This window comes from Bradyrhizobium sp. NBAIM01 (assembly GCF_020194115.1).
Taxonomy (GTDB): Bacteria; Pseudomonadota; Alphaproteobacteria; order Rhizobiales; family Xanthobacteraceae; genus Bradyrhizobium; species Bradyrhizobium yuanmingense.
The window spans coordinates 25,864-47,081 of the sequence record NZ_JADYVU010000007.1 but is presented as its reverse complement, the minus strand read 5'-3'; the positions used below and the strand labels follow the sequence as shown (position 1 = coordinate 47,081).

The following is a 21,218-nucleotide window of genomic DNA, read 5'->3' as shown; positions in this document are numbered from 1 at the left end:
CTTCTCCCGCAAGGGGAGAAGGAAAGAAAAAGGGCGGCCTTTCGGCCGCCCTTTCGCAATTCAAACAATGCGACCTTACTCCGCGGCCAGCTTCACGTCCGGGGCAGCCGCGCGCACCTCGGCGTCCACCTGTGCTTCGAACTTGGCAAAATTCTTCTGGAACATGCCGACCAGCGCGCGGGCGGTCTTGTCGAACTCGTCCTTGTCCTTCCAGGTGTTGACCGGGTTGAGGATCTCGGCCGGCACGCCCGGCAGCGCGGTCGGGACCGCAAAGCCGAAATACTTGTCGGTGCGGAATTCGACGTTGCGAAGCGAGCCGTCGAGCGCGGCGGTGAGCAGCGCGCGCGTCACCTTGATCGGCATGCGCGAGCCGACACCATACTTGCCGCCGGTCCACCCGGTGTTGACCAGCCAGCAATCGACATTGTGCTGGGCGATGAGGTCGCGCAGCATGTTGCCGTAGACGGATGGATCGAGCGGCAGGAAGGGCGAGCCGAAGCAGGTCGAGAATTCCGGCTGCGGCTCGTTGCCGAGGCCGCGCTCGGTGCCGGCGACCTTGGCGGTGTAGCCGGACAGGAAGTGATACATCGCCTGCGCCGGCGAGAGCTTGGCGATCGGCGGCAGCACGCCGAAGGCGTCGGCGGCCAGCATCACCACGTTCTTCGGCTGCGGCGCGCGGCCGGTGCGCGAGGCGTTCGGGATGAAGTCGAGCGGATAGGCCGAACGCGTGTTCTCGGTCTTGGAGCCGTCGTCGAAATCGACGACGCGGGTGTCCTCATCGAGCACGCAGTTCTCGAGCACCGCGCCGAAGCGGGTCGAGGCGGCATAGATCTCCGGTTCGGCTTCCTTCGACAGCTTGATGCACTTGGCGTAGCAGCCGCCTTCGAAATTGAAGACGCCGTTCGGGCCCCAGCCGTGCTCGTCGTCGCCGATCAGCGTGCGGTTGGGATCGGCCGACAGCGTCGTCTTGCCGGTGCCCGACAGGCCGAAGAAGATCGCGGTGTCGCCCTTGGCGCCGACATTCGCCGAGCAGTGCATCGGCATCACACCGCGCTCGGGCAGATAATAATTCAGCGTCGTGAAGACCGACTTCTTCATCTCGCCGGCATAATAAGACCCGCCGATCAGGACGATCTTGCGGGCGAAATCGATCGCGACCACGTTCTCCGAGCGGCAGCCATGGCGTTTAGGATCGGCGCGGAAGCTCGGCATGTCGATGATGGTGAGCTCCGGCACGAAGGTCGGCAGCTCGATCGCCTCGGGGCGGATCAGCAGCGTGCGGATGAACAGCGAGTGCCAGGCAAGCTCGGTGAAGACGCGCGTCTTGATCCGGTAGGCCGGGTCGGCGCCGCCATAGAGGTCCTGCGCGAACAGGCGCTTGCCTTCGGCGTGCTTGAGGAAGTCCTGGTAGAGCGTCTCGAATTGCTCTGCGGTGATCGACTGGTTGCCGGCCCACCACATCTTCTTGTCGGTGGTGGCGTCGCGCACCGTGAACTTGTCCTTCGGGCTGCGCCCGGTGAACTCGCCGGTGTCGGCGCAGAGCGCGCCGTCGGCGGAGAGCACCGCCTCACCCGCTGCCAGCGAGTATTGATAGAGTTGTGGCGCACCCAGATTCCAGTGAACCTGCTTGAGATTCTTTAAGCCGAATTTGTCGGCGCCGAAGGCACCGTTGCGCACGCCCGTCTCTTGCACGAAAAATCCCTCCTAGAACCCGCGACATCAAGCGCGGCCAAGTTTGGCGCCGTCGCGATCACCGTGAATATGGGCCGTTCGGCCTCGGCTGAACGACCTAATAATGATGAACGCCGGCGTTGCCAAGCTGATCCCGCAGGATTTGGTTTATTCAAGGACCGCGCCAAACGCCGCGCATGTCAGCTCTGAAAGGCCGCATCGAGAAAGTGCGGATGATCGCGCAACCAAATGCACATCTGCGCGTTATGTCCGGTTATTGCGACGCACAATCAGTGCGTCAACACCCCTATTTTACCTCGCCCTCTCCGATCAACGCGAACGGTCCCCACATCGCGGGATAAGCGTTGCGCGGCGACGAGGCGTCGTCGAGATAGGTTAACATCGCGCGGCGCAAGGCTTCGGCGCGGCCGAGCTTTGGCTCGTTCTTCAGCAGCTCGAACGTCGACGTGGTCAAGCGGGTCGCAGCCTCCGAATCCACGGCCCAATGCGACACCAGGAGCGCGCGAGCACCTGCGTAGAAGAACGAGCGCGCCAATCCTGACAACGCCTCGGCACCGGGCTTGTCGCCCGCGATGGTGTTGCAGGCGGACAGCACAACCCAATCGGCATTGAGCTTGAGCTGGGCCACTTCGCTCGCGGTGAGAAGACCATCGTCGAGCTCCGTCGGCTGGTCGGGGATGGAGAGCGCCAGCGAGGGCTCCCCCAATCCCTTGACATCGCCGGCGACGAGGCCGTGGGTGGCAAAGTAGATGATGCCGTATTGGGCAAGCGCTGCACGCTTGAGCGTCGTTTCGCTGGCGTCGCGGCCGAGATGGATGTCAGCCTCGGCAGCGCCGACGTCCCTCGCCACCGCGTTCAATTCGTCGGCGGTATCGGGCAGCTGCGGCAGCGCCTGGGCCAGCCGCGCACGATCCACGCCTGCGCCGCGCCAGAAGTCGGCATAGGCGATCGTCGCGATGCTGCGTGCGGCGACCTTGCCGTTCGCGGCACGCCGGTCGGCAGGCCCTTCGGCTGCAGGGTTGAACACGGGATCGCCGAAACCGGTCATCGGCTTGACGCTTTGATCCCTGCGGGCAAAAGCGCGCAGCGATTTCAGGCTGATCACCGACGGCAGGACCGAAACGGCCTGACGCCGCAGCAGCCAGGCAGCACTGCGATAGCCCTCGAGCCGGTCCGGGATCGCAGCCTGTGGCTTCTCCGTGACCAGCAGATGAAACGGCAATGCGGTCAATGCCGCCGACGGCACGACCAGCAGGTTGCGCTTGTCCTTGGTCAGCGCCTCAACCGGGCCGAGCAGCGCGACATAGAGCTCGTTGGCAAGACCGAGGTCGAACAATCCCGATTTGCCGGATGCATCGCGCGCCTTGCCGACATCGAGCCCCCTGCGGAAGGCCGTGACCTTCTGTGCGACCGCGTCCGCTCCGAGCGGAATCTCCTTCCAGTCGACGCTCTCGCGCGTGATCGCGACGACATAGCTCCGCCTGTCGACGACGGAATAGACCACCATCGCCTCGTCGGACGCCAGCAGCGGCTGGATGTCCTTGACGGTCAGCGGCAGCGGGTTGGATAGCGAGGAATAGTCGGGAAACTCGACGGCGAGCGTCTTCTGCAATCCATTGCGCGCGCCCGCGATCGCCGCAATCCGCACGCGGCTGCGCTGCTCGGCCGCGACGTCGCGCTGCGCCGACGGCTTCGACACCGCAGCGATGATCGCCTTGTCGAGCGCTTCCGACTCGGCCGCGAGATCCTGATCCTTGCGCACGAGCTCGGCGAGCCGGTCGCTGCCGGCGGCGAGCCGCACCGCGAGCTTGTTCACGGCAGAAGCGGCAGAGGATTGCGTGCCGCGCTGGATCGCAGCAAGCGCATCGTCGAGCGCCTTCTCGCTCGCCAGCAGCGATTGCTGCCGTGCCGCGAACAGGATCGGCAGCACGACGCGCAGCTGCGCACGATTGGCCGCAAGCGTCTTCTGCGCCAACGGCAAGGCATCCGCCGTCCGCCCCGTCGCCTGCAGAAAGTCGGCAAGATTGCTCGTCGAAGTCGCAACATCAGGGTGATCCGGCCCGAGCGCGCGTTCGCGGATCGCCAGCGCGCGACGATACAGCGGCTCGGCATCGGCAAAACGCTGCTGGTGCTGGTAGAGCCCGGCGAGATTATTGAGCGAGCGCGCGACGTCGGGGTGTTCAGGCCCCAGCACCTTTTCGCGGATCGCGAGCGAGCGCTTGATCGGCGCTTCGGCACCGGCGTCGCGATTGAGGTCGCGCTCGACCTGTCCGATGTTGTTCAGGACCGTGGCGACCGCGGGATGCTCGGGACCGGCAGCCTTCTGATAGATCGCGAGCGCACGGCGGAACAGTGGCTCGGCATCGGCCGGACGCTGCTGCTTGGCGTAGAGCGTGGCGATATTGTTGAGGGATTGACCGACGTCGGGATGCTCGCGCGGCAGCGCCTTCTCGCGCACGGCAAGTGCACGCTTGAACAGCGGCTCGGCCTCTGCGAAGCGACCCTGCCGCTGATAGAGCGCGGCAAGATTGGTCAGCTCGGCCGCAACCAGGGCGTTGTCGGAGCCGAGCGATTTTTCCATGAGTGCGATCGCGCGCTTGTAGAGCGGCTCAGCCAGATCGTCCCGTCCCTGACCGGCATGGACCTGGCCGAGATTGTTCAACGCGCCCGAGAGATCGCGGCCGTTGTCCTTCTCCAGGCTGGCGACCATCGCCTGCGCCAACGGCAGCGCTTCCGAATATTTTCCGGCACCGATGAGCGCGGTGAGCCGCGCGCTCTCGGCGGCGAGACCTTTCTGCGCAAGGGCTGGCGTGGCGAGCAAGGTGGTGATGGCGAGCGCGAGAGCCGCCGTCCATGCCAAACGTTGACGCGTCATGACCCCTCTCGCTGCGAGCCCGAAAACCATCACGGTCATGGGTCGCGGCGATCGGTAGCCGCGTTCAAGCGGTTGCGCCCTGGTCCACCTTCGTGCGCGCTTCGCCAGCGAGACGGACCAGCATCTTGCGAAGCGCCGTGCCATCCGTCACCCGCTCCGGGAAGTCCAGCCGCAGCGTTGCCTGGCCGACCTGCATGTCGAGGCCTTCAGGATCACAGCCGGTACAGCGCCAGTCGCCCTCGGTGGCGCCGAGCAGCTTCGTGGCATAAAGATTGAGGGCGTCGCGATGGTCGGCGTTCATGTGCTCGACGGCGCCCTCCTCCGCCGCCAGCAGGTCCTCGGCGCCGGTGAGGTCCGTCAGGAATTGCTCCGGCTTGAGGTCGACGATCCGGCCAAAGCCGGCGACCAGATGTGTTCCCGTGGGCCGGATCCGGAAGAAGGAGAAATCCTTAAAAGAAACAAAGCCTTCTGCCGAGGGGTGAGCACTCAGATACCGTCGCTGGAGCAGATCCTTGTTGGAATCGGCCTCCTCGGCCCGGCCGGACAGCATGATCCGGGCGCCTTCCAGGGGATCGCCGGCCGCGCGCTCGTCCAGCATCAGCGAGACCCTGGAGTCCGCGAGGACGTTCTTGGTGTGCACGGCGAGGCGCGAGATCAACAGGATCGGCGAGCCGTCGGGATGGCTGGCCAGATTGACCAGGGAACAATAGGGATCGCCGCTGCCGGCCATCAGCGTCGCCAGAGCCCCCTGCCGGGACCGCCTCAGCAGCGATTTGGCGAGCTTTGCGGGGTCGAAATCGGGGGTCGGTTGCATCGGCTTTCTCGGCTCAGGTGGTTGCAAGGAGGGTCTTTTTTCGGGTAAACGGGGGCCCGGTTATGGGTCGAGATGCGGCGAATCTGCCGTGTTTCGTGGAACTTGGTCACACTTCAGCCCAGCTTGCATTGCTCGGTGACAAGGTTCGAACGCCACTTCGGCACCCATGTATGCGGCGCATCACTGATTGCTCGCCGTTTCAAGCCACGACCCAAACGGAAAGCAGAAAGCAGAGAGGCTCATGCCCACAATCGCTTTGGTCGACGACGACCGCAACATTCTCACATCCGTCTCGATCGCGCTGGAAGCCGAAGGCTACCGTATCATGACCTACACCGACGGCGCTTCCGCGCTCGACGGTTTCCGTACCACCCAGCCCGATCTCGCCATCCTCGACATCAAGATGCCGCGCATGGACGGCATGGAGACGCTGCGCCGTCTCAGGCAAAAGTCCGACCTGCCGGTGATCTTCCTCACCTCCAAGGACGAGGAGATCGACGAGCTGTTCGGCCTCAAGATGGGCGCCGACGACTTCATCCGCAAACCGTTCTCGCAGCGTCTGCTGGTCGAGCGCGTCAAGGCGGTGCTGCGGCGCTCGGCGCCGAAGGATCCGACCGTCGCGCCGAAGGAGAACGACGCCAAGGCGCTCGACCGCGGTCTGCTGCGCATGGACCCCGAGCGCCATACCTGCACCTGGAAGAACGAGCCGGTGACGCTCACCGTGACCGAATTCCTCATCCTGCAGGCGCTCGCGACCCGGCCCGGCGTGGTGAAGAGCCGCAACGCGCTGATGGACGCCGCCTATGACGACCAGGTCTATGTCGACGACCGCACCATCGACAGCCACATCAAGCGGCTGCGCAAGAAGTTCAAGGTGGTCGACAACGAGTTCGAGATGATCGAGACGCTCTACGGCGTCGGCTACCGTTTCAAGGAAGCCTGAGGGCGCCTCCTCCACGGCGATCGAGAGCATCTCCGGTTCTCGTTCCATCGGGACGAGGATCGCTCTAGGATGCGGGGACCTTCGCACGGGCCGTCCTAACGCGGGCGTAAGCATTGCTTGACCGAACGCAGCCTGACCCTAACCAGAGCGCCGGGGATATCGCATCCGACGGCGTTCAGGAGCACGTTGCCGACAACAAGCCGCAGGGCTTCCGGCCGCTGAACTGGTTGAAACGCGCCGGGCAGTTCTTCTTCGCGCTGTCCTTCTCGAGCCTGACCCGCCGCATCGTCTCGCTCAACCTCGCCGGCCTCGTCGCACTGGTGGCGAGCATCCTGTACCTGTCGCAATTCCGTGCCGGCCTGATCGATGCGCGCGCGCAGAGCCTGCTGGTGCAGGCCGAGATCATCGCCGGGGCGATCGCGGCCTCCGCGACGGTGCAGACCAACGCCATTACCATCGACCCCGACAGGCTGCTCGACCTCAAGCCGGGCGAGACCTATGGCGGCTCGGATGAGTATTCGCCGCTGGACTTCCCGATCAATCCGGAGCGCGTCGCGCCGGTGCTGCGCACCTTGATCTCGCCGACCAAGACGCGCGCCCGCATCTACGATCCGAACGGCAGCCTGCTGCTCGACAGCCGCAACCTGGAAAACGTGCTGCGCTTTCCGCTGCCGCCGCCGGCCGAGCAACCCGGCATCATCGAGCGCGGCAAGGTCGCGGTGCGGACCTGGCTGAACCGCGGCGACCTGCCGCTCTATCGCGAGCTCGGGCCCGAGAACGGCAACGGCTATGCCGAAGTGGGCGACGCTCTGCAGGGCCAGAAACGCTCGATGGTGCGGGTCAACGCACGCGGCGAGGTGATCGTCTCGGTCGCGGTCCCCGTGCTGCGCTCGCGCGCGATCCACGGCGCCTTGATGCTGTCGACGCAAGGCGACGACATCGACCAGATGGTCACCGCCGAGCGCCTCGCCATCCTGAAGGTCGGCGGCGTCGCCGCCGCCGTCATGATCATGCTGTCACTGCTGCTGGCGAGCACGATCGCAGGTCCGGTGCGCCGGCTCGCCGACAGCGCCGAACGCGTCCGCCGCCGCATCAAGGCCCGCATCGAGATTCCCGATTTCACCCGCCGCCGCGACGAGATCGGCCACCTCTCCGGCGCGCTGCGCGACATGACCAGCGCGCTCTACAGCCGCATCGAGGCGATCGAGATGTTCGCTGCCGACGTTGCCCATGAATTGAAGAACCCGCTGACCTCGCTGCGCTCGGCGGTCGAGACGCTGCCGCTGGCGCGCAACGAGAACAGCCGCGCCCGCCTGCTCGAGGTGATCGAGCACGACGTCAAGCGGCTCGACCGGCTGATCTCCGACATCTCCGACGCCAGCCGCCTCGATGCCGAGCTGCAGCGCCAGGATGCGATCCCGGTCGATTTGCGCCGGCTGCTGACGACGCTGGTGTCCGTCGCCAACGAAACCAAGCTCGGCCACGACGTCGCGGTCGAAACGCGCTTCGAGGGCCGCAGCCCGACCGACACCTTCGCCGTGAGCGGCCACGATTCCCGGCTCGGACAGGTCGTCTCCAACCTGCTCTCCAACGCGCAATCCTTCTCCGATCGCGGCAGCAAGGTGCGCCTCACCTGCCGCCGCGTTCGCTCCGAGATCGAGATCGTGGTCGACGACGACGGCCCCGGCATTCGCGAGGACGCGCTGGAGCGCATCTTCGAGCGCTTCTACACCGACCGCCCGCATCAGGGCTTTGGCCAGAACTCCGGCCTCGGCCTGTCGATCTCCAAGCAGATCGTCGACGCCCATGGCGGACGGATCTGGGCGGAGAACCGCCCTGGCCCGCCGGACGCCGACGGCACTCCGACAATTGCCGGTGCGCGCTTCGTGGTCAGGCTGCCGGCGCTATGAACGAAGGCGGGCCCAGCGTTCACGCCTCTGCCGTCAAGGTCGGGCCTTACGCCGTGCTGATCCGCGGGCCCTCGGGGTCCGGCAAATCGCGGCTTGCCTTCGATCTGATCATGGCGGGGCGCTCGGGCGTCGTGGAAAGGGCCGTTCTGGTCGGTGACGACCGTGTCCATCTGGCGACACTCGGCCACGAAATTGAGGTCCGCCCCGCGCCTCGCCTGGCGGGCCTGATCGAGATCCGGGGCCTCGGAATCCGCCGCTGCGACTTCGTGGAGCATGCGACCGTCGGTCTCGTGGTCGATCTGGCCGCAGCCGACGCGGAGCGCCTGCCGCGGGCCGAAGCCCTGAAAACCAGCATTTTTGGTGTCGAAATACCGCGAATCCCTGTGCCCCGCGACTATTCGCCCCTTCCCCTGGTTGTTGCGGCCTTGACCACTACCAAGAGTTCATCTTCGGTTAACCCATCAGGCGATTGTTTGAAGGGAAATGGTAACCATATGAACCCCACTATCGCGACCGAATAGACCGGCGCAGCTCCCCTCATCCATCCGTCTAGATTCAGGGAGATACGCAACATCCCCTCTTGCGCGGGGGCTCTGGATGGTCAAAGTGGCGCGTTCGTGCGGTGCACCAAAAGCGCCCGCGAGGAGTTTTCCGATGATTGGTCTAGTACTTGTGACCCACGGGCGCCTTGCCGACGAATTCAAGGCAGCGCTTGAGCATGTCATGGGCCCACAAAAGCAAATCGAAGCGATCACGATCGGCGCCGAAGATGATTCCGATCTCTGCCGAAGCGACATCATCGAGGCGGTCAACCGCGTCGATTCCGGCGACGGCGTTGCGATCCTCACCGACATGTTCGGCGGCACGCCGTCGAACCTGGCAATATCCTGCATGAGCCGGCCCAAGGTCGAAGTGCTCGCGGGCATCAACCTGCCCATGCTGGTCAAGCTTGCCAAGGTGCGCGAGGAGCGACCGCTGCCCGACGCGATCGCGATGGCGCAGGAAGCTGGCCGCAAATACGTCACCATCGCCAGCCGGGTGCTCGCCGGCAAATGAGCGAGGAGGCGCCACAAGCCGCGACCGGCGTGCCCGCGGGCGCGATCTCCAAGGATCTCCTGATCATCAACAAGCGCGGCCTGCACGCCCGCGCCTCGGCGAAATTCGTCCAGGCCGTCGAGCGCTTCGATGCGCAGGTGTGGGTGACGCGCGGCGGCGAGACCGTCGGCGGCACCTCGATCATGGGCTTGATGATGCTCGCCGCGGGTCCCGGCACGACGATCACGGTGGCGGCGGCAGGGACCGACGCCGAAGCCGCGCTCGCGGCGATCACGGAGCTCGTTGAAAGCAAGTTCAACGAGGAAGGGGTTTAGGCCCTTCTCTCACCACGCGGCCAGGTGCGCTCCCTCGCCCCGTACTTGCGGGAGAGGTGACGAAATCATTTCCCCGGCGGCGCGAAGTAGATGTTCCAGCTCATCGACGGTCCGGCCTTGCCGTTGGTGAAGCGGCGCGTTGTCATCACGATGCGCTCGGCGTTGGGCGCGACGTCCGACACCCATTTCTCGAACGCGGGCAGGCGGCCGTCGGTCGGATCGAACACGCCAATGAAGCCGTACTTCCTGGCGTCGTCGCGCGAGGTCAGTCCGGAATCCCAAGCCTCCAACGGCAGCAGCGCGGACGGATGATCCGGGCTGTAGAACACCAGCGGCTGGATCTGCTCCATCGTGCCGGCAACGACGGCCCAGCGCGAGCCGAAGCGGGTGTGCCAGGCCTGGGTCAATTCGCGCGCGAGCTCCGAGCGCGCGCCATAGATCTGGGCATTGCCGGCATTGGCCGCCATCTCGCGCGCGGCGATCCAGGGCGAAGCGGCGAGCGTCGCGGCGCTGAGCACGAGCCAGATCGCGGCGATGTTGAACAGCGCGGCGCTCTGCACGCGCAGCGTCGGGATCGCGACCAGAGCGAGCGGCACCAGGAAGAACAGCGAGATGCCCCAATCCGTCTTCATGTAGATGCTGAAGGCGAGCGCGCCGAGCGGCGGGCCGACTGCGACGATGACCTGGACGATCCAGACATTCAGCGCCTGCGAGACATTGACCCCTGCATTGGCGCCGCGCGCCCAGGCGCGCGTGACGATGCGCAACGGCGCACGCAGCAGCAATTTGCCCCATGGCGGCACCAGCGCCATGGCCAGCGCCGCGAGCGCCACCGGCAAGGCCAGCAGCGCGAAGTTATGCAGCACATAGCCCGCGACCAGCTGATGCACCTGGGCCTTGTCCTGAAGGCTGTAGGTGTCGCCGGCATAGGTCAGCGGCACGAAATGCGCATCCGCCAGCCAGACGAGGTGCGGGATCATCGCCGCGACCATCGTGGCAATCGCGACCCACGGCGCGGGCGACGACAGGAAGCGCAACCGGTCGGGATGGATCAGCGCGGCGAGGCCGATCGCGCCGATCATGGTCAGCACCCAATATTTGGTCATCAGCGCCAGCGCGCCGGCAAGCCCGAGCAGGATTCCGGATTGCCAGCTCCGCTTCTCGAAGGCGTTGAGATAAGCGAGCACCAGGAGCGGCAGCGTGACGAGCTGCAAGAGGTCCGGGTTGTACTTGAAGCCCTTGAAATTGAAGATCGGGTAGAGCGCGATCATCACCACGACCAGGAACGCGCGGCGCGCATCCACCACGCGCAAGGCGATCAGCCAGCAGATCACCATGCCGACGCTCACCGTCGTCATCGCCAGCGCATAGGTCGCCCAGTCCGCCGCCGGGAGCGCCTTGAACCAAAGGCCGGCCACCCAGCCCGACAACGGCGGGTGCTTGCCATAGCCCCAGAGGAATTTCTGTCCCCAGCCCCAGGCTTCTGCGACGTCCATGTGAACGTCCTGCGCCGCCTTCAGATTGATCAGGATGAAGGTCCAGAGCACCACATGCAGGATGGCGAATTGGATCACCAGCCACAGGCGCGCCTCGGGGCGGACCGCACAGGCAACCAGGAAGGCCCGGAAGCGGTTGTAACTCAAGCGGGTCTTTGCCCGCGCTCCGGCAGTGGGAAGAGAGGTCGTGGACATGGCCGTGCGTAGCGCGTTTTGGCCCGTCATGGAATCAGCTTGGCGTGAACAAAGGCCCTGAAAATACAGCAATATGGTTGCCGCACGGGGATGTGAGTGGTATCCCGCGCCCATGACGACCGTCCCTATTTCCAACATCCGCAATTTCTCCATCGTCGCCCATATCGACCATGGCAAATCGACGCTGGCCGACCGCCTGATCCAGATGACCGGCGGCCTCTCCGACCGCGAGATGGCGGGCAAGGAACAGGTGCTCGATTCCATGGACATCGAGCGCGAGCGCGGCATCACGATCAAGGCGCAGACGGTGCGCCTCGCCTACCGCGCCAAGGACGGCAAGGACTACATCTTCAACCTGATGGACACGCCCGGCCATGTCGACTTCGCCTACGAGGTCTCGCGGTCGCTGGCGGCGTGCGAGGGTTCCCTGCTCGTGGTCGACGCCAGCCAGGGCGTCGAGGCGCAGACGCTCGCCAACGTCTACCAGGCGCTCGACAACAATCACGAGATTGTCCCGGTCCTGAACAAGGTCGACCTGCCCGCGGCCGAGCCCGAGAAGGTCAAGCAGCAGATCGAGGACGTCATCGGCATCGATGCCTCGGATGCGGTGATGATCTCGGCCAAGACCGGCCTCGGCATCCCCGACGTGCTGGAAGCCATCGTCAACCGCCTGCCGCCGCCGAGGGGCGATCGCGACGCCACGCTGAAGGCGCTCTTGGTCGACAGCTGGTACGACGTCTATCTCGGCGTCGTCGTGCTGGTGCGCATCGTCGACGGCACGATGAAGAAGGGCCAGCGCGTGCGCATGATGGGCACGGGCGCGGCCTATGACGTCGAGCGCGTCGGCTTCTTCACGCCGAAGATGCAGCAGGTCGAGGAGCTCGGCCCCGGCGAGATCGGCTTCATCACCGCCGCGATCAAGGAGGTCGCCGACACCCGCGTCGGCGACACCATCACCGACGACAGGAAGCCGGTCGCCGAGATGCTGCCGGGCTTCAAGCCGGCGATCCCGGTGGTGTTCTGCGGCCTGTTCCCGGTCGACGCCGACGATTTCGAGACGCTGCGCGCGGCGATGGGCAAGCTGCGCCTCAACGACGCCAGCTTCTCGTTCGAGATGGAGACGTCGGCCGCGCTCGGCTTCGGATTCCGCTGCGGCTTCCTCGGGCTGCTGCACCTCGAGATCATCCAGGAGCGGCTGTCGCGCGAATTCGATCTCAACCTGATCGCGACCGCGCCGAGCGTGATCTACAAGATGAAGCTCACCGACGGCCAGGAGATCGAGATCCACAATCCCGTCGACATGCCCGACGTGGTCAAGATCGCCGAGATCGACGAGCCCTGGATCGAGGCGACGATCCTAACGCCCGACGAATATCTCGGCAGCGTCTTGAAGCTGTGCCAGGACCGCCGCGGCGCGCAGAAGGAGCTCACTTACGTCGGCTCCCGCGCCATGGTGAAGTACGACCTGCCGCTCAACGAGGTCGTGTTCGACTTCTACGACCGCCTCAAATCGGTCTCCAAGGGCTACGCCTCGTTCGACTATCATCTCACTGACTACAAGCCGGCCGATCTCGTCAAGATGCAGATCCTGGTCAATGCCGAGCCGGTCGATGCGCTCTCGATGCTGGTCCACCGCACCCGCGCGGAGGGGCGCGGCCGTGCCATGGTCGAGAAGATGAAGGAGCTGATCCCGCCGCATATGTTCCAGATCCCGATCCAGGCGGCGATCGGCGGCAAGGTGATCGCGCGCGAGACGGTGCGCGCGCTGCGCAAGGACGTCACCGCGAAATGCTACGGCGGCGACATCACGCGTAAACGAAAACTTCTGGAGAAGCAGAAGGAGGGCAAGAAGAAGATGCGGCAGTTCGGCAAGGTCGACATCCCGCAGGAAGCTTTTATTGCCGCGCTGAAGGTCGACAGCTGAGGCGAGGCTCAGGACGGGCCAGCCGGGTCGCCGGGGCCGGCAAACAGGCGCTCTCCCGACGGCAAACAAAAAAGTGCGAAAACAACCCCATGCACAGTAGCCGCCCTCTTGGCGGCATTGTGCTTTTTCGATTTTACGAAGTCGGTTTGACCCGTCGGGCAAAACAGGGGTATGGTGGCATCATCGAACGCTTGCCTCTCAGCCGTGTATCTATTCCTCGCCCCTCTTCGCGATCCTGATGCCCTCGATGATCCGGTCGCTCGGGTGCAACACGACGCGATCACCTGCAGCTAGTCCGGAGAGAACTTCGGCCACGCGGTTATTCCGGTGGCCGATGCGGACCGGGACGGTTCTTGCACGGCCGTTCTCGTCGGCGAAAACCGCCCATTGGTCGCCTTTTCGGAACAAAGCGCTCACCGGCACGGTCAGCGACTCGGTCGCGCTCCATGTCGTCACGTGAACGATAACACGATAGTCGTGCCCGAGCGTGCCCCACTTCTCGGGCGGGTCGGTGAAATCGATGGTCACGCGGACCCGCTGCTCCTCGGTGCCGAGTGCGGAGACTTTCAGGAAACCGGCCGGGTCGACCCGGACCACCTTTCCCGCGATGGGCTGACCGCCCCAGCCATCGATCCGGACCGGCGCGCCGACCTTGATCTGGACCGCGTCAGTCGAGAGCAGGTCGGCCACGACCTCGAGATCGAACGGGTCGCCGATATCAACCAGCGGCGTCCCGGGCAGAACCGTCGTCTCGCTGTCCTGGATGATCTTCAATACCCGTCCGCTTGTCGGCGCCAGCACACGGATGCAGCAGGTCGGCTCCGCGGGAGGGATAGCGCTTGCCGGGTCCATCAGCCGGGCCGCCAGGCTGGTCCGCACTGCGCGGCGCATCTCGACCTGGGCCTTGGCACCTCTCAGGGCGGCCTCGTTGGTGGCGACCTCGAATTTCGCCTTGTCGTAGGCCTGGGCCGAGGTGGATTGCGTCCGCAACAGCGTCTGCACCCGCTGGAACTCGGTCCGCGAAAAATCCAGCGCGGCTTCGATCCGCTGCACTTCAGCTTCCTGCTGCTGGATCGCGGCGTCTGCGGCCAGGACCTCCGCCTGCAGCTGATCGCGCGATCGCGCATCGATGAAGCCGGGCAGCGTCGGTTGCATCAGGGCGACGGTCTGGTTAGCGACGACGTCGTCGCCGACATGGAGCGAAGGCCCCTGCTCGCCGAGCGGATGCGAGATTCTCAAGACCTTGCCCGCGATCGGCGCCGACACCGTGTAGACGTGGCGCACGCGGGTCTTGCCGTCGTCGTCCGCCGTGACCTCGATCGGCCCCTTCGCGACGGCCGCGAGATCGACCAGAACCGGTCGGGGCCAGGCGAACCAAGCGAGCCCTGCGAGGATCGCAGCAGCGAGCGCGGCGCCGATGATGCGTTTGATCCAGTTGGCGGGCATGGCTAATCTCGCGTCTTGAGGACCGCAACAAGGTCCAATCTGTCGATGCGTTCTCGGATCACGGCGGCGGAAACGATGGCGGCCAGCACCACGACGGACGTGGCGATCACGTAAGTCGAGTGCTCGACGACGAGGCGGACGCGCATCAACTCGCCGGCAAGGTTCGTTTTCATTACCCAGGCGAGGCCGTAGCCCATCAGCCAACCGGGCGGTTGGGCGATCAGGGTGAGGATGGCGAGCTCAAGCAGCAGGATGCGCAGCACCTCGCCGCGCGTGAAGCCGAGCACGCGCAGGCTGGCCAGTTCGCGCGCCCATTCGGACAGCGAAATGCGCGCATTGTTGTAGACGACGCCGAACGCGATCACGCCGGCAAGGCCCGTATAGATACTCGCCATCGTGGTGACGAGCAGTGCGACGGTCTTGCGGAAGTTCGCCAGCGAAACGCGCTGCAGCGCCACGCCGCCGACCGTCGGTATGGACTTCACCGCCGTGTAGAAGTCCTCCGTCCGGTTCTCGTCGAGGCTGAGATTGACGCTAGTGACGACGGGCGCCTCGCGCATCAGCTTGTGCAACGCCTCGATCTCCATCATGCCCCTAATCCCGAAGTAGTCCTCGACGGTCGCGACGACCGGCACCGTCACGGATCGCCTGGCGCCCTCCAACAGATCGACCTCGACGCTATCGCCTGGTCCGACGCCGAGGATATGCGCGAGCATGCCGGAGATGGCGAGGCCCGTCTCCGGCAGGATGACCGGCCGAAGCTCGACGTCGATGATGCGCCTGAGGTGGGCAGCAGCCGGTCGGCCGCTGATGACGATGCGCCGTTCGACGTTGCCGTGGCGGATCCGGACCGGCACCTCGCGGTACGGCTCGGCGGCGAGAACGCCCGGAAGCCGGCTCACCTGCTCCACGACATTTGCGATCCGCTTCTCGGCAAAGCCGATGGTTGCGTCCTGCCGGTCGGCGAGGAAGTAGGTCACATCGATCAGATGCTCCATGCTGTCCCGCGTGAACAGCGAGACGACTAGGATCGCGGTGGCCAGCGCCATGCCGAGCGCCGTGAAGAAGGCCCGTACCGGATGCCGGGCGATGTTGCGGATCATCATCAGCGTCGGCTGCGACACGATCCGGTCGAGCTGGATGCGCGCCGAAAGCAGCCGGCGATAGACCGGCGGGGCCGGCGCCTGCATGGCGACGGCCGGGGGCAGCTTCACCACCTCGCGCAACGCACGGAATGCGCCGATCGCCGCAGCCGCCGCGCTAAGCGCACCTGCCGTGAGATAAACGTCCGGTGCCTTCGCGAACACCAGGAACGGAAAGTGGAAGAAGTCGCCGAACAGCGCGGTGACGTGCAAACCGAGCCAGGTGCCCACGATGCCGCCCAACACGATGCCGACCACGACGATGAAGGCAACGAACTTGAAATAGTGCAGCACGATGCTGCCGTCTGAATAACCCAGCGCCTTCAGCAGGCCGATCTGCTCGCGCTCGAGCGCGACCAGCCGGGTCAAGGTGAGATTGACGAGGAAGGCCGCGACCAGCAGGAAGATCGGCGGCAGCGTGCGGCTCATGTTGTTGAGCATGTCGAGTTCATGATCGAGCCAGGCGTGCGAGGTCTGGTCCTTGCGGCCATGCGCCGCCTGCCCGCCATAAGGATCGAGCAGGGCGTCCAGTCGCCGGACCACATCGCGCTCGGAGGCGCCGGGCTGCAGCTTGACCGCGACCGCCGAGAAGGCGCCGTCGAGATCGTAGGCAGCGCTAAGCACCTTCTCCGACATCCAGACGATGGCATAGCGGCGATCGTCCGGCATCAGGTCGCCCGGTCCGACCGTGTAAACGAACTCGGGCGACAGCGCGATGCCGACGATGACGAGCTCGCGCTTCCTGCCGTTGAGGATGGCGGAGAACCGCGCCCCCTCGACGAAACCGTGCGCCCGAGCGAACGGCTCGTTGACGACGACCTCTTCGGTCCGTCCCGGCGCCGGGAACCGCCCGGAGCGCATGTAGAGCCGGTTGAGATGCTGCTCACCCGTGTCGGCCAGCGAAACGAACTGCGCGCTGGCCGGCGCGGAGAAACCGGGAATGTCGAGTAGCGCCGGCTTGGCGATACGGGTGTCGATGGCGGCGACTCCTGGGATCTCGCCGATCCTGTCGGTGAGCGCCTTCGGTGCCCGCTTCGCCTGCGCGAACACATCGGCAAAGCCGTAACGCTCGTAATAAGCGATCCGGGTCTCCTCCAGCGATCGGTGCGAGCCCACCGCGAGCACCAGCGTCGCAACCCCGCCGCCGACGACCAGCGCGACCGCGAGCACCTGCGCCCAGAGCCGTCTGACGTCACGAAGCAGCTTGATGTCTAGCACCTTCATGTCGTCACCAGGTGAGCTCGGCGGCCTCCCGCCGGGCCTCGTTGGTCCGGATGCGGGAGATGCGACCGTCGGCGAAGAACAGCACTCGGTCGGCGACCTCCTGGATGCTGGCGTTGTGGGTGATGATGACTGTAGTGGTCCCGAGCTGCCGGTTGACGCCAAGCAGCGCCTCGATGACGCGGATGCCGGTCTTCGAATCCAACGCCCCGGTCGGCTCGTCGCAGAGCAGCACCGCCGGCCGCTTCGCGATCGCGCGGGCGATGGCGACGCGCTGCTGCTCGCCGCCGGAGAGCTGGGCGGGAAAGTGATGCATCCTCGCTTCGAGTCCGACCAGCGCGAGGGCGTCGGCCGGCCGCATCGGATTCTTGGCGACTTCGGTGACCAGCGCGACGTTTTCGTAGGCCGTGAGGCTGGGCACCAGATTGTAGAACTGGAAGACGAAGCCGACGTGATCGCGGCGGTACTTCGTGAGTTCGCGGTCCTCCAGGTCCGTTAGGTCCAGATCGCGGAAGAACAGCCGGCCGCTGGTCGGACGGTCGAGGCCGCCCATGATGTTGAGCAACGTCGTCTTGCCGCTGCCGGAGGGGCCGAGCAGCACGACCACTTCCTTCTCGGGAATGTCGAGGTCGACCTCGTTGAGGGCATGCACCATCACCTCGCCGGAGACATAGATCTTAGTCAGCGCCTTTGCGGTGAAGACGGGAACGCTCATTGACGTCCTTTAAAGCTAGCGCCGTTTGCAGGCATCTCCTCGCGAAGGTCAGCCGTGACGATAGCCGCCAGAAGAGCTATGACCGGATCGCCGGTTGAGATGGGGAATGAAGGCCGGCACCTGCGCGGCATACCGGGCATAGGCCTCGCCGAACTCGCTCCGGGCCTCACGCTCCTCGTCCCTGGCGAGCTTCACGTACATGACGGTCAACACCGGAAACATCGCCAAGGTCAGAATCGTCGGCCATTGCAACAGGAAGCCGAACATCACCAGCACGAAGCCGACATATTGCGGATGCCGGACGTAGCTGTAAGGACCGGTGGTGGCGAGGCTCCGGGTCTGCTGCGCCTCGTACAGCGTCCTCCAGGCGAGGGAGATCAGGATGAACCCGGCGCCGATGAAGATGAAGCTGACGACATGGAACGGCCCCGTGTGGGGATTGGTCTTCCAGCCGAACATCATCTCGAGCAGATGACCGGCGTCGTGCGAGAACCAGTCGACGTTCGGGTAGCGCGACTGCAGCCAACCCGACAGGAAATAGATGGTGAGCGGAAAACCGTACATCTCCGCGAACAGCGCCACCAGGAACGCGCTGAAGGCGCCGAAGGAGCGCCAGTCGCGCGAGGTCTGCGGCTTGAAGAAGCTGTAGGAAAACAGGATGAACACCGCCGAGTTGACGGTGACGAGGCTCCAGAGGCCGTAAGCAGGCGGAATGTCGTGCATCACGCGCTCCTCGAATCGTTTGGCCGGCCGCCACCGTGACGGTGACCATGGTCGCCATGCATGAAGAAATGCATCAGCGGACAGGCAAGGAGCGGCAGCCAGACCAGGAGCCCCAGCACGTGAGCCCTGTGCTCGCTGAACAGCAGCACGCCGGCGATGGCCAGGAATCCGATCAGGACCAGGCCAGCCTTGGCTCTCATGGACATGCCCGCGGCATGCCGCTGTCGATAAGCGGAATGATCCTGCACCGGCATGGGCGCGCTCCTCTCGATCCCCGCAGCATAGGAGCACCGCCGCCATCGCTTTTGACGCAGATCAAAGGCTCGCGGGAGCTGAGCGCGCGAGACAATTAGCAACCGATCGTACCTTGAGATTCGTCAAGACCGACGTTGCGCCGATGCGTATCGTGGACCTTCGCAACCTGGAGGACCGAACATGATCACCAAGACGCTTCTCGCCACAATCGGCATTGTTTCCCTGCTGGCCGTACCCGCCACGGCTCAATCCACCGACAAGGAAAAGAACGGCCATCACTACAGCGGCGGACCCAAGACAGAAGTTCCGCACCACATGGGCAAGAAAGAAAAGACCGGCACCTCTGCCAACGCTCAATCAGGCGGTCATCACTACACGGGCGGCCCCGGCACGTCGTCGCCTCATCACATGGGCAACAAGAAATAGTTCGATCTTAGCGGCACGCGAAGGCAAGAAGAAGATGCGGCAATTCGGCAAGGTCGACATGCCGCAGGAAGCTTCATGGCCGCGCTGAAGCATGGCACCTGCATCGCAGCGTGTGCGATGCAGGCATCCACGTTCGCTGCTAATCGATCACGATTTCCTCTTTGCCTCGACGTATCGCGCAAAATTGTCGAGGATCGCCTGCCAGCCGCCCTGCTGCTGTTCGACCGAGTGCGTGGTTTCGGCGTCGAAGACGACACGGACGACAACACTCTTCGGGCCGGGCACGAACTCGACCTCGGCCTTTCGATCGCCGAACGCGTATTCGATCCGCTTGTGCTCGACGATCTTGGTGTAGGTGCCGGCGAAGTCGAAGCCGATGCTGCCGTCCTTGGCCTCCATCCGCGACGAGAAGGCGCCGCCTTCCCGCAGGTCGACCGTCGCCTTGGTCGTATGCCAGTCGTCGGACGCGGCATTCCACTTCACGATGTCGGCTGGCGTCGTATAGGCACGCCAGACCTGATCGATCGGGGCGGCTACGCTGGTTTCGACGGTGATCCTCATGGGCATTGCTCCAGTTGCGACTTTGACGCTCGAATTGACGGAATCTCGCCACGTGTGCCGGGCACGTCCGGGACGTGTCGACCCGAGGACGATCGAGACCGGCCCATGCCGACATGGTCCGGCGTCAATGTGCCAAAAAAGTTGGAGAAGTTGTGGTGTGGGCAAGCGAAGTGTGCCTGCGCGCACGCCTCGTCCTTCGAGACGACGCTGACGCGTCTCCTCAGGATGAGGCTCATTGGGCGTCGGTGCCTGTTGAAACTGCTGCCGCGGACTCCGCCCTCATCCTGTGAGGAGACTGCTCAAGCGGGCGTCTCGAAGGATGGCCGCAGGGAAAAACTCTCTAATGCGATAGCCCTGCCCGCCAGCTTCGCTCTTCGGGCTGCGGCGGACAAGTCGCACTACCATCCTGCGCTGCTCTTCAGATCGGGCTTGTCTTCCCTCGGATGGCCATCGACCGCTTCAGGACCTGCTGGGCATCGGCATAGCGGCCTTGATACTTGTAGAGACCGGCGAGGTTTTCCAGAACGCCGGCGAGATCCGGATGGTTGGGGCCGAGGGTTTTCTCGAAAGTGGCCGCCGACCGCTTGAACAGCCGCTCGGCCTCCGCGTTACGGCCCTGACGCACATAGAGCGCAGCCAGATTGTTCTGTGCCTGCGCGATGTCGGGATGATCGGGGCCGAACGCCTTCTGGGTCACCGCCATCGACCGCTTCAGCAGCCGCTCGGCATCGGCATAGCGATTGCGATTGATATAGGCGTCGGCCAAATTGTTCATCAGCACCGTGGCTTCGGGATCGTCGGGACCGAGCGCCTTCTGCAGCACGGCGAGGCCTCGCTTGAACAGCGGTATGGCCTGATCGTACCGGCCCTGATGGCTGTAAACGGCGCCGAGATTGCTCAACGCCATCACGATCGACGCATCATTGGGGCCGACCGTCTTCTCGCTGATGGCGATCGAGCGCTTGAGGAGCGGCTCCGCTTCCGCGTAACGCTCTTCGGCGCGATAGAGATCGCCCAGATTGTTCAGCACCATCGCGACTTCGGCATGATTCGGACCGAGTGTCTTCTCCCGGATCGCCAGCGCGCGCTTGTACAACGGTTCGGCAACGGCGTATTGGCCGAGATTGTAATGGATCGTGCCGAGGTCGTTCAGCGGCATCGCGACGTGCGCATCATCGGGGCCGAACTCCTTCTCGCGAAGGGCCAGCGACTTCTGGGCCAGAGGCAGTGCTTCCATGTACTTCCCGGCCCGATAAAGCTGCTTCATCTGCCGGGCCAGCGTGCCCGCCTCGTCCTCTTCGGCATGGGACGGCACGCCGAACGACAGGCTCAAGGCGAGCGCTGTGACTGCGACGCAAATCGATGCTGTCAAGGTCCTCATCGCGCCTTCCCTCGTCGCGGCTATTGGGACTTACGCGCCATTGGTGCTCCCGGAAGCCGGACAGGTTCAATGCAACCGCGGCTTTCCGACGCGACCGACCGCGCCAGCGCGGCTGTATGCCATTGGCAG

At 64.8% G+C, this 21,218-nt stretch carries 18 protein-coding genes; 7 read left to right on the top strand and 11 right to left on the bottom strand.

What is annotated here, in order from left to right; all coding sequences use genetic code 11:
* Positions 1–75: 75 nt before the first annotated feature.
* From I6F31_RS22440 to I6F31_RS22430, 3 genes are all read right to left on the bottom strand, one after another.
* Complete coding sequence (locus I6F31_RS22440; protein WP_225114585.1) at positions 76–1,692, bottom strand: phosphoenolpyruvate carboxykinase; 1,617 nt, start codon at positions 1,690–1,692, stop codon at positions 76–78.
* 286 nt (positions 1,693–1,978) lie between these two features.
* The gene (locus I6F31_RS22435) at positions 1,979–4,567 is read right to left on the bottom strand and encodes a CHAT domain-containing tetratricopeptide repeat protein (protein ID WP_225186128.1); all 2,589 of its coding nucleotides are present in this window, start codon (positions 4,565–4,567) and stop codon (positions 1,979–1,981) included.
* A gap of 64 nt (positions 4,568–4,631) precedes the next feature.
* Positions 4,632–5,381, bottom strand: coding sequence for a DUF2470 domain-containing protein (locus tag I6F31_RS22430; RefSeq protein WP_225134029.1), 750 nt, complete (start codon positions 5,379–5,381; stop codon positions 4,632–4,634).
* 241 nt (positions 5,382–5,622) lie between these two features.
* On the opposite strand from I6F31_RS22430, the gene I6F31_RS22425 reads away from it, so the two are divergent.
* The 5 genes from I6F31_RS22425 (at position 5,623) to I6F31_RS22405 (ending at position 9,604) form a co-directional block, all read left to right on the top strand.
* Complete coding sequence (locus tag I6F31_RS22425) at positions 5,623–6,324, top strand: response regulator transcription factor (protein WP_008542552.1); 702 nt, start codon at positions 5,623–5,625, stop codon at positions 6,322–6,324.
* A 113-nt stretch (positions 6,325–6,437) separates the two neighbouring features.
* Positions 6,438–8,234 (top strand): sensor histidine kinase, encoded by a 1,797-nt coding sequence (locus I6F31_RS22420; protein WP_225150823.1) that lies wholly within the window; start codon positions 6,438–6,440, stop codon positions 8,232–8,234.
* Positions 8,231–8,755 carry an HPr kinase/phosphatase C-terminal domain-containing protein gene (locus I6F31_RS22415; RefSeq protein ID WP_225184088.1) on the top strand — a complete coding sequence of 175 codons (525 nt, stop codon included), beginning with the start codon at positions 8,231–8,233 and terminating at the stop codon, positions 8,753–8,755. Before I6F31_RS22420 ends, I6F31_RS22415 begins: the two co-directional genes overlap by 4 nt.
* A 133-nt stretch (positions 8,756–8,888) precedes the next feature.
* Complete coding sequence (locus tag I6F31_RS22410) at positions 8,889–9,290, top strand: PTS sugar transporter subunit IIA (RefSeq protein WP_007597752.1); 402 nt, start codon at positions 8,889–8,891, stop codon at positions 9,288–9,290.
* Positions 9,287–9,604, top strand: coding sequence for an HPr family phosphocarrier protein (locus tag I6F31_RS22405; protein WP_036014186.1), 318 nt, complete (start codon positions 9,287–9,289; stop codon positions 9,602–9,604). The genes I6F31_RS22410 and I6F31_RS22405 overlap by 4 nt, the downstream gene beginning before the upstream one ends.
* Before the next feature lie 65 nt (positions 9,605–9,669).
* Here I6F31_RS22405 and I6F31_RS22400 read toward each other — a convergent pair whose 3' ends face one another.
* Positions 9,670–11,295, bottom strand: a complete 1,626-nt coding sequence (locus I6F31_RS22400) for a glycosyltransferase family 39 protein (RefSeq protein WP_225186127.1) — start codon at positions 11,293–11,295, stop codon at positions 9,670–9,672.
* Between the two features lie 112 nt (positions 11,296–11,407).
* On the opposite strand from I6F31_RS22400, the gene lepA reads away from it, so the two are divergent.
* On the top strand, positions 11,408–13,219 hold the full coding sequence (gene lepA / locus I6F31_RS22395; RefSeq protein ID WP_225147229.1) for a translation elongation factor 4: 1,812 nt from the start codon (positions 11,408–11,410) through the stop codon (positions 13,217–13,219).
* Positions 13,220–13,429: 210 nt separating this feature from the next.
* Here lepA and I6F31_RS22390 read toward each other — a convergent pair whose 3' ends face one another.
* From I6F31_RS22390 to I6F31_RS22370, 5 genes are read right to left on the bottom strand one after another with little or no spacing between them, the layout of a single operon-like run.
* Positions 13,430–14,665: an HlyD family efflux transporter periplasmic adaptor subunit gene (locus I6F31_RS22390; RefSeq protein WP_225186126.1), complete on the bottom strand. Its 1,236-nt coding sequence runs from the start codon at positions 14,663–14,665 to the stop codon at positions 13,430–13,432.
* A gap of 2 nt (positions 14,666–14,667) precedes the next feature.
* Complete coding sequence (locus I6F31_RS22385; protein ID WP_225186125.1) at positions 14,668–17,031, bottom strand: FtsX-like permease family protein; 2,364 nt, start codon at positions 17,029–17,031, stop codon at positions 14,668–14,670.
* 4 nt (positions 17,032–17,035) lie between these two features.
* Positions 17,036–17,743 (bottom strand): ABC transporter ATP-binding protein, encoded by a 708-nt coding sequence (locus I6F31_RS22380; protein WP_036026433.1) that lies wholly within the window; start codon positions 17,741–17,743, stop codon positions 17,036–17,038.
* A gap of 48 nt (positions 17,744–17,791) precedes the next feature.
* Complete coding sequence (locus I6F31_RS22375; protein ID WP_036014198.1) at positions 17,792–18,466, bottom strand: isoprenylcysteine carboxylmethyltransferase family protein; 675 nt, start codon at positions 18,464–18,466, stop codon at positions 17,792–17,794.
* The gene (locus I6F31_RS22370) at positions 18,466–18,720 is read right to left on the bottom strand and encodes a DUF2933 domain-containing protein (RefSeq protein WP_036014201.1); all 255 of its coding nucleotides are present in this window, start codon (positions 18,718–18,720) and stop codon (positions 18,466–18,468) included. The genes I6F31_RS22375 and I6F31_RS22370 overlap by 1 nt, the downstream gene beginning before the upstream one ends.
* 181 nt (positions 18,721–18,901) lie before the next feature.
* Here I6F31_RS22370 and I6F31_RS22365 point away from each other — a divergent pair, with 181 nt between their 5' ends.
* Positions 18,902–19,147, top strand: coding sequence for a hypothetical protein (locus I6F31_RS22365; RefSeq protein ID WP_036014203.1), 246 nt, complete (start codon positions 18,902–18,904; stop codon positions 19,145–19,147).
* 147 nt (positions 19,148–19,294) lie between these two features.
* Here I6F31_RS22365 and I6F31_RS22360 read toward each other — a convergent pair whose 3' ends face one another.
* Both I6F31_RS22360 and I6F31_RS22355 read right to left on the bottom strand, forming a co-directional pair.
* The gene (locus I6F31_RS22360) at positions 19,295–19,708 is read right to left on the bottom strand and encodes an SRPBCC family protein (protein WP_225186124.1); all 414 of its coding nucleotides are present in this window, start codon (positions 19,706–19,708) and stop codon (positions 19,295–19,297) included.
* Positions 19,709–20,126: 418 nt separating this feature from the next.
* Positions 20,127–21,089 carry a tetratricopeptide repeat protein gene (locus I6F31_RS22355; RefSeq protein ID WP_225186123.1) on the bottom strand — a complete coding sequence of 321 codons (963 nt, stop codon included), beginning with the start codon at positions 21,087–21,089 and terminating at the stop codon, positions 20,127–20,129.
* Positions 21,090–21,218 lie beyond the last annotated feature (129 nt).

Coding starts and splice junctions, on each gene's coding strand:
- I6F31_RS22435 (WP_225186128.1), bottom strand. CDS start 4,567: ATGACGCGTCAACGTTTGGCATGGACGGCGGCTCTCGCGCTCGCCATC.
- I6F31_RS22430 (WP_225134029.1), bottom strand. CDS start 5,381: ATGCAACCGACCCCCGATTTCGACCCCGCAAAGCTCGCCAAATCGCTG.
- I6F31_RS22425 (WP_008542552.1), top strand. CDS start 5,623: ATGCCCACAATCGCTTTGGTCGACGACGACCGCAACATTCTCACATCC.
- I6F31_RS22415 (WP_225184088.1), top strand. CDS start 8,231: ATGAACGAAGGCGGGCCCAGCGTTCACGCCTCTGCCGTCAAGGTCGGG.
- I6F31_RS22410 (WP_007597752.1), top strand. CDS start 8,889: ATGATTGGTCTAGTACTTGTGACCCACGGGCGCCTTGCCGACGAATTC.
- I6F31_RS22405 (WP_036014186.1), top strand. CDS start 9,287: ATGAGCGAGGAGGCGCCACAAGCCGCGACCGGCGTGCCCGCGGGCGCG.
- I6F31_RS22400 (WP_225186127.1), bottom strand. CDS start 11,295: ATGTCCACGACCTCTCTTCCCACTGCCGGAGCGCGGGCAAAGACCCGC.
- lepA (WP_225147229.1), top strand. CDS start 11,408: ATGACGACCGTCCCTATTTCCAACATCCGCAATTTCTCCATCGTCGCC.
- I6F31_RS22390 (WP_225186126.1), bottom strand. CDS start 14,665: ATGCCCGCCAACTGGATCAAACGCATCATCGGCGCCGCGCTCGCTGCT.
- I6F31_RS22385 (WP_225186125.1), bottom strand. CDS start 17,031: ATGAAGGTGCTAGACATCAAGCTGCTTCGTGACGTCAGACGGCTCTGG.
- I6F31_RS22380 (WP_036026433.1), bottom strand. CDS start 17,743: ATGAGCGTTCCCGTCTTCACCGCAAAGGCGCTGACTAAGATCTATGTC.
- I6F31_RS22375 (WP_036014198.1), bottom strand. CDS start 18,466: ATGCACGACATTCCGCCTGCTTACGGCCTCTGGAGCCTCGTCACCGTC.
- I6F31_RS22370 (WP_036014201.1), bottom strand. CDS start 18,720: ATGCCGGTGCAGGATCATTCCGCTTATCGACAGCGGCATGCCGCGGGC.
- I6F31_RS22365 (WP_036014203.1), top strand. CDS start 18,902: ATGATCACCAAGACGCTTCTCGCCACAATCGGCATTGTTTCCCTGCTG.
- I6F31_RS22360 (WP_225186124.1), bottom strand. CDS start 19,708: ATGAGGATCACCGTCGAAACCAGCGTAGCCGCCCCGATCGATCAGGTC.
- I6F31_RS22355 (WP_225186123.1), bottom strand. CDS start 21,089: ATGAGGACCTTGACAGCATCGATTTGCGTCGCAGTCACAGCGCTCGCC.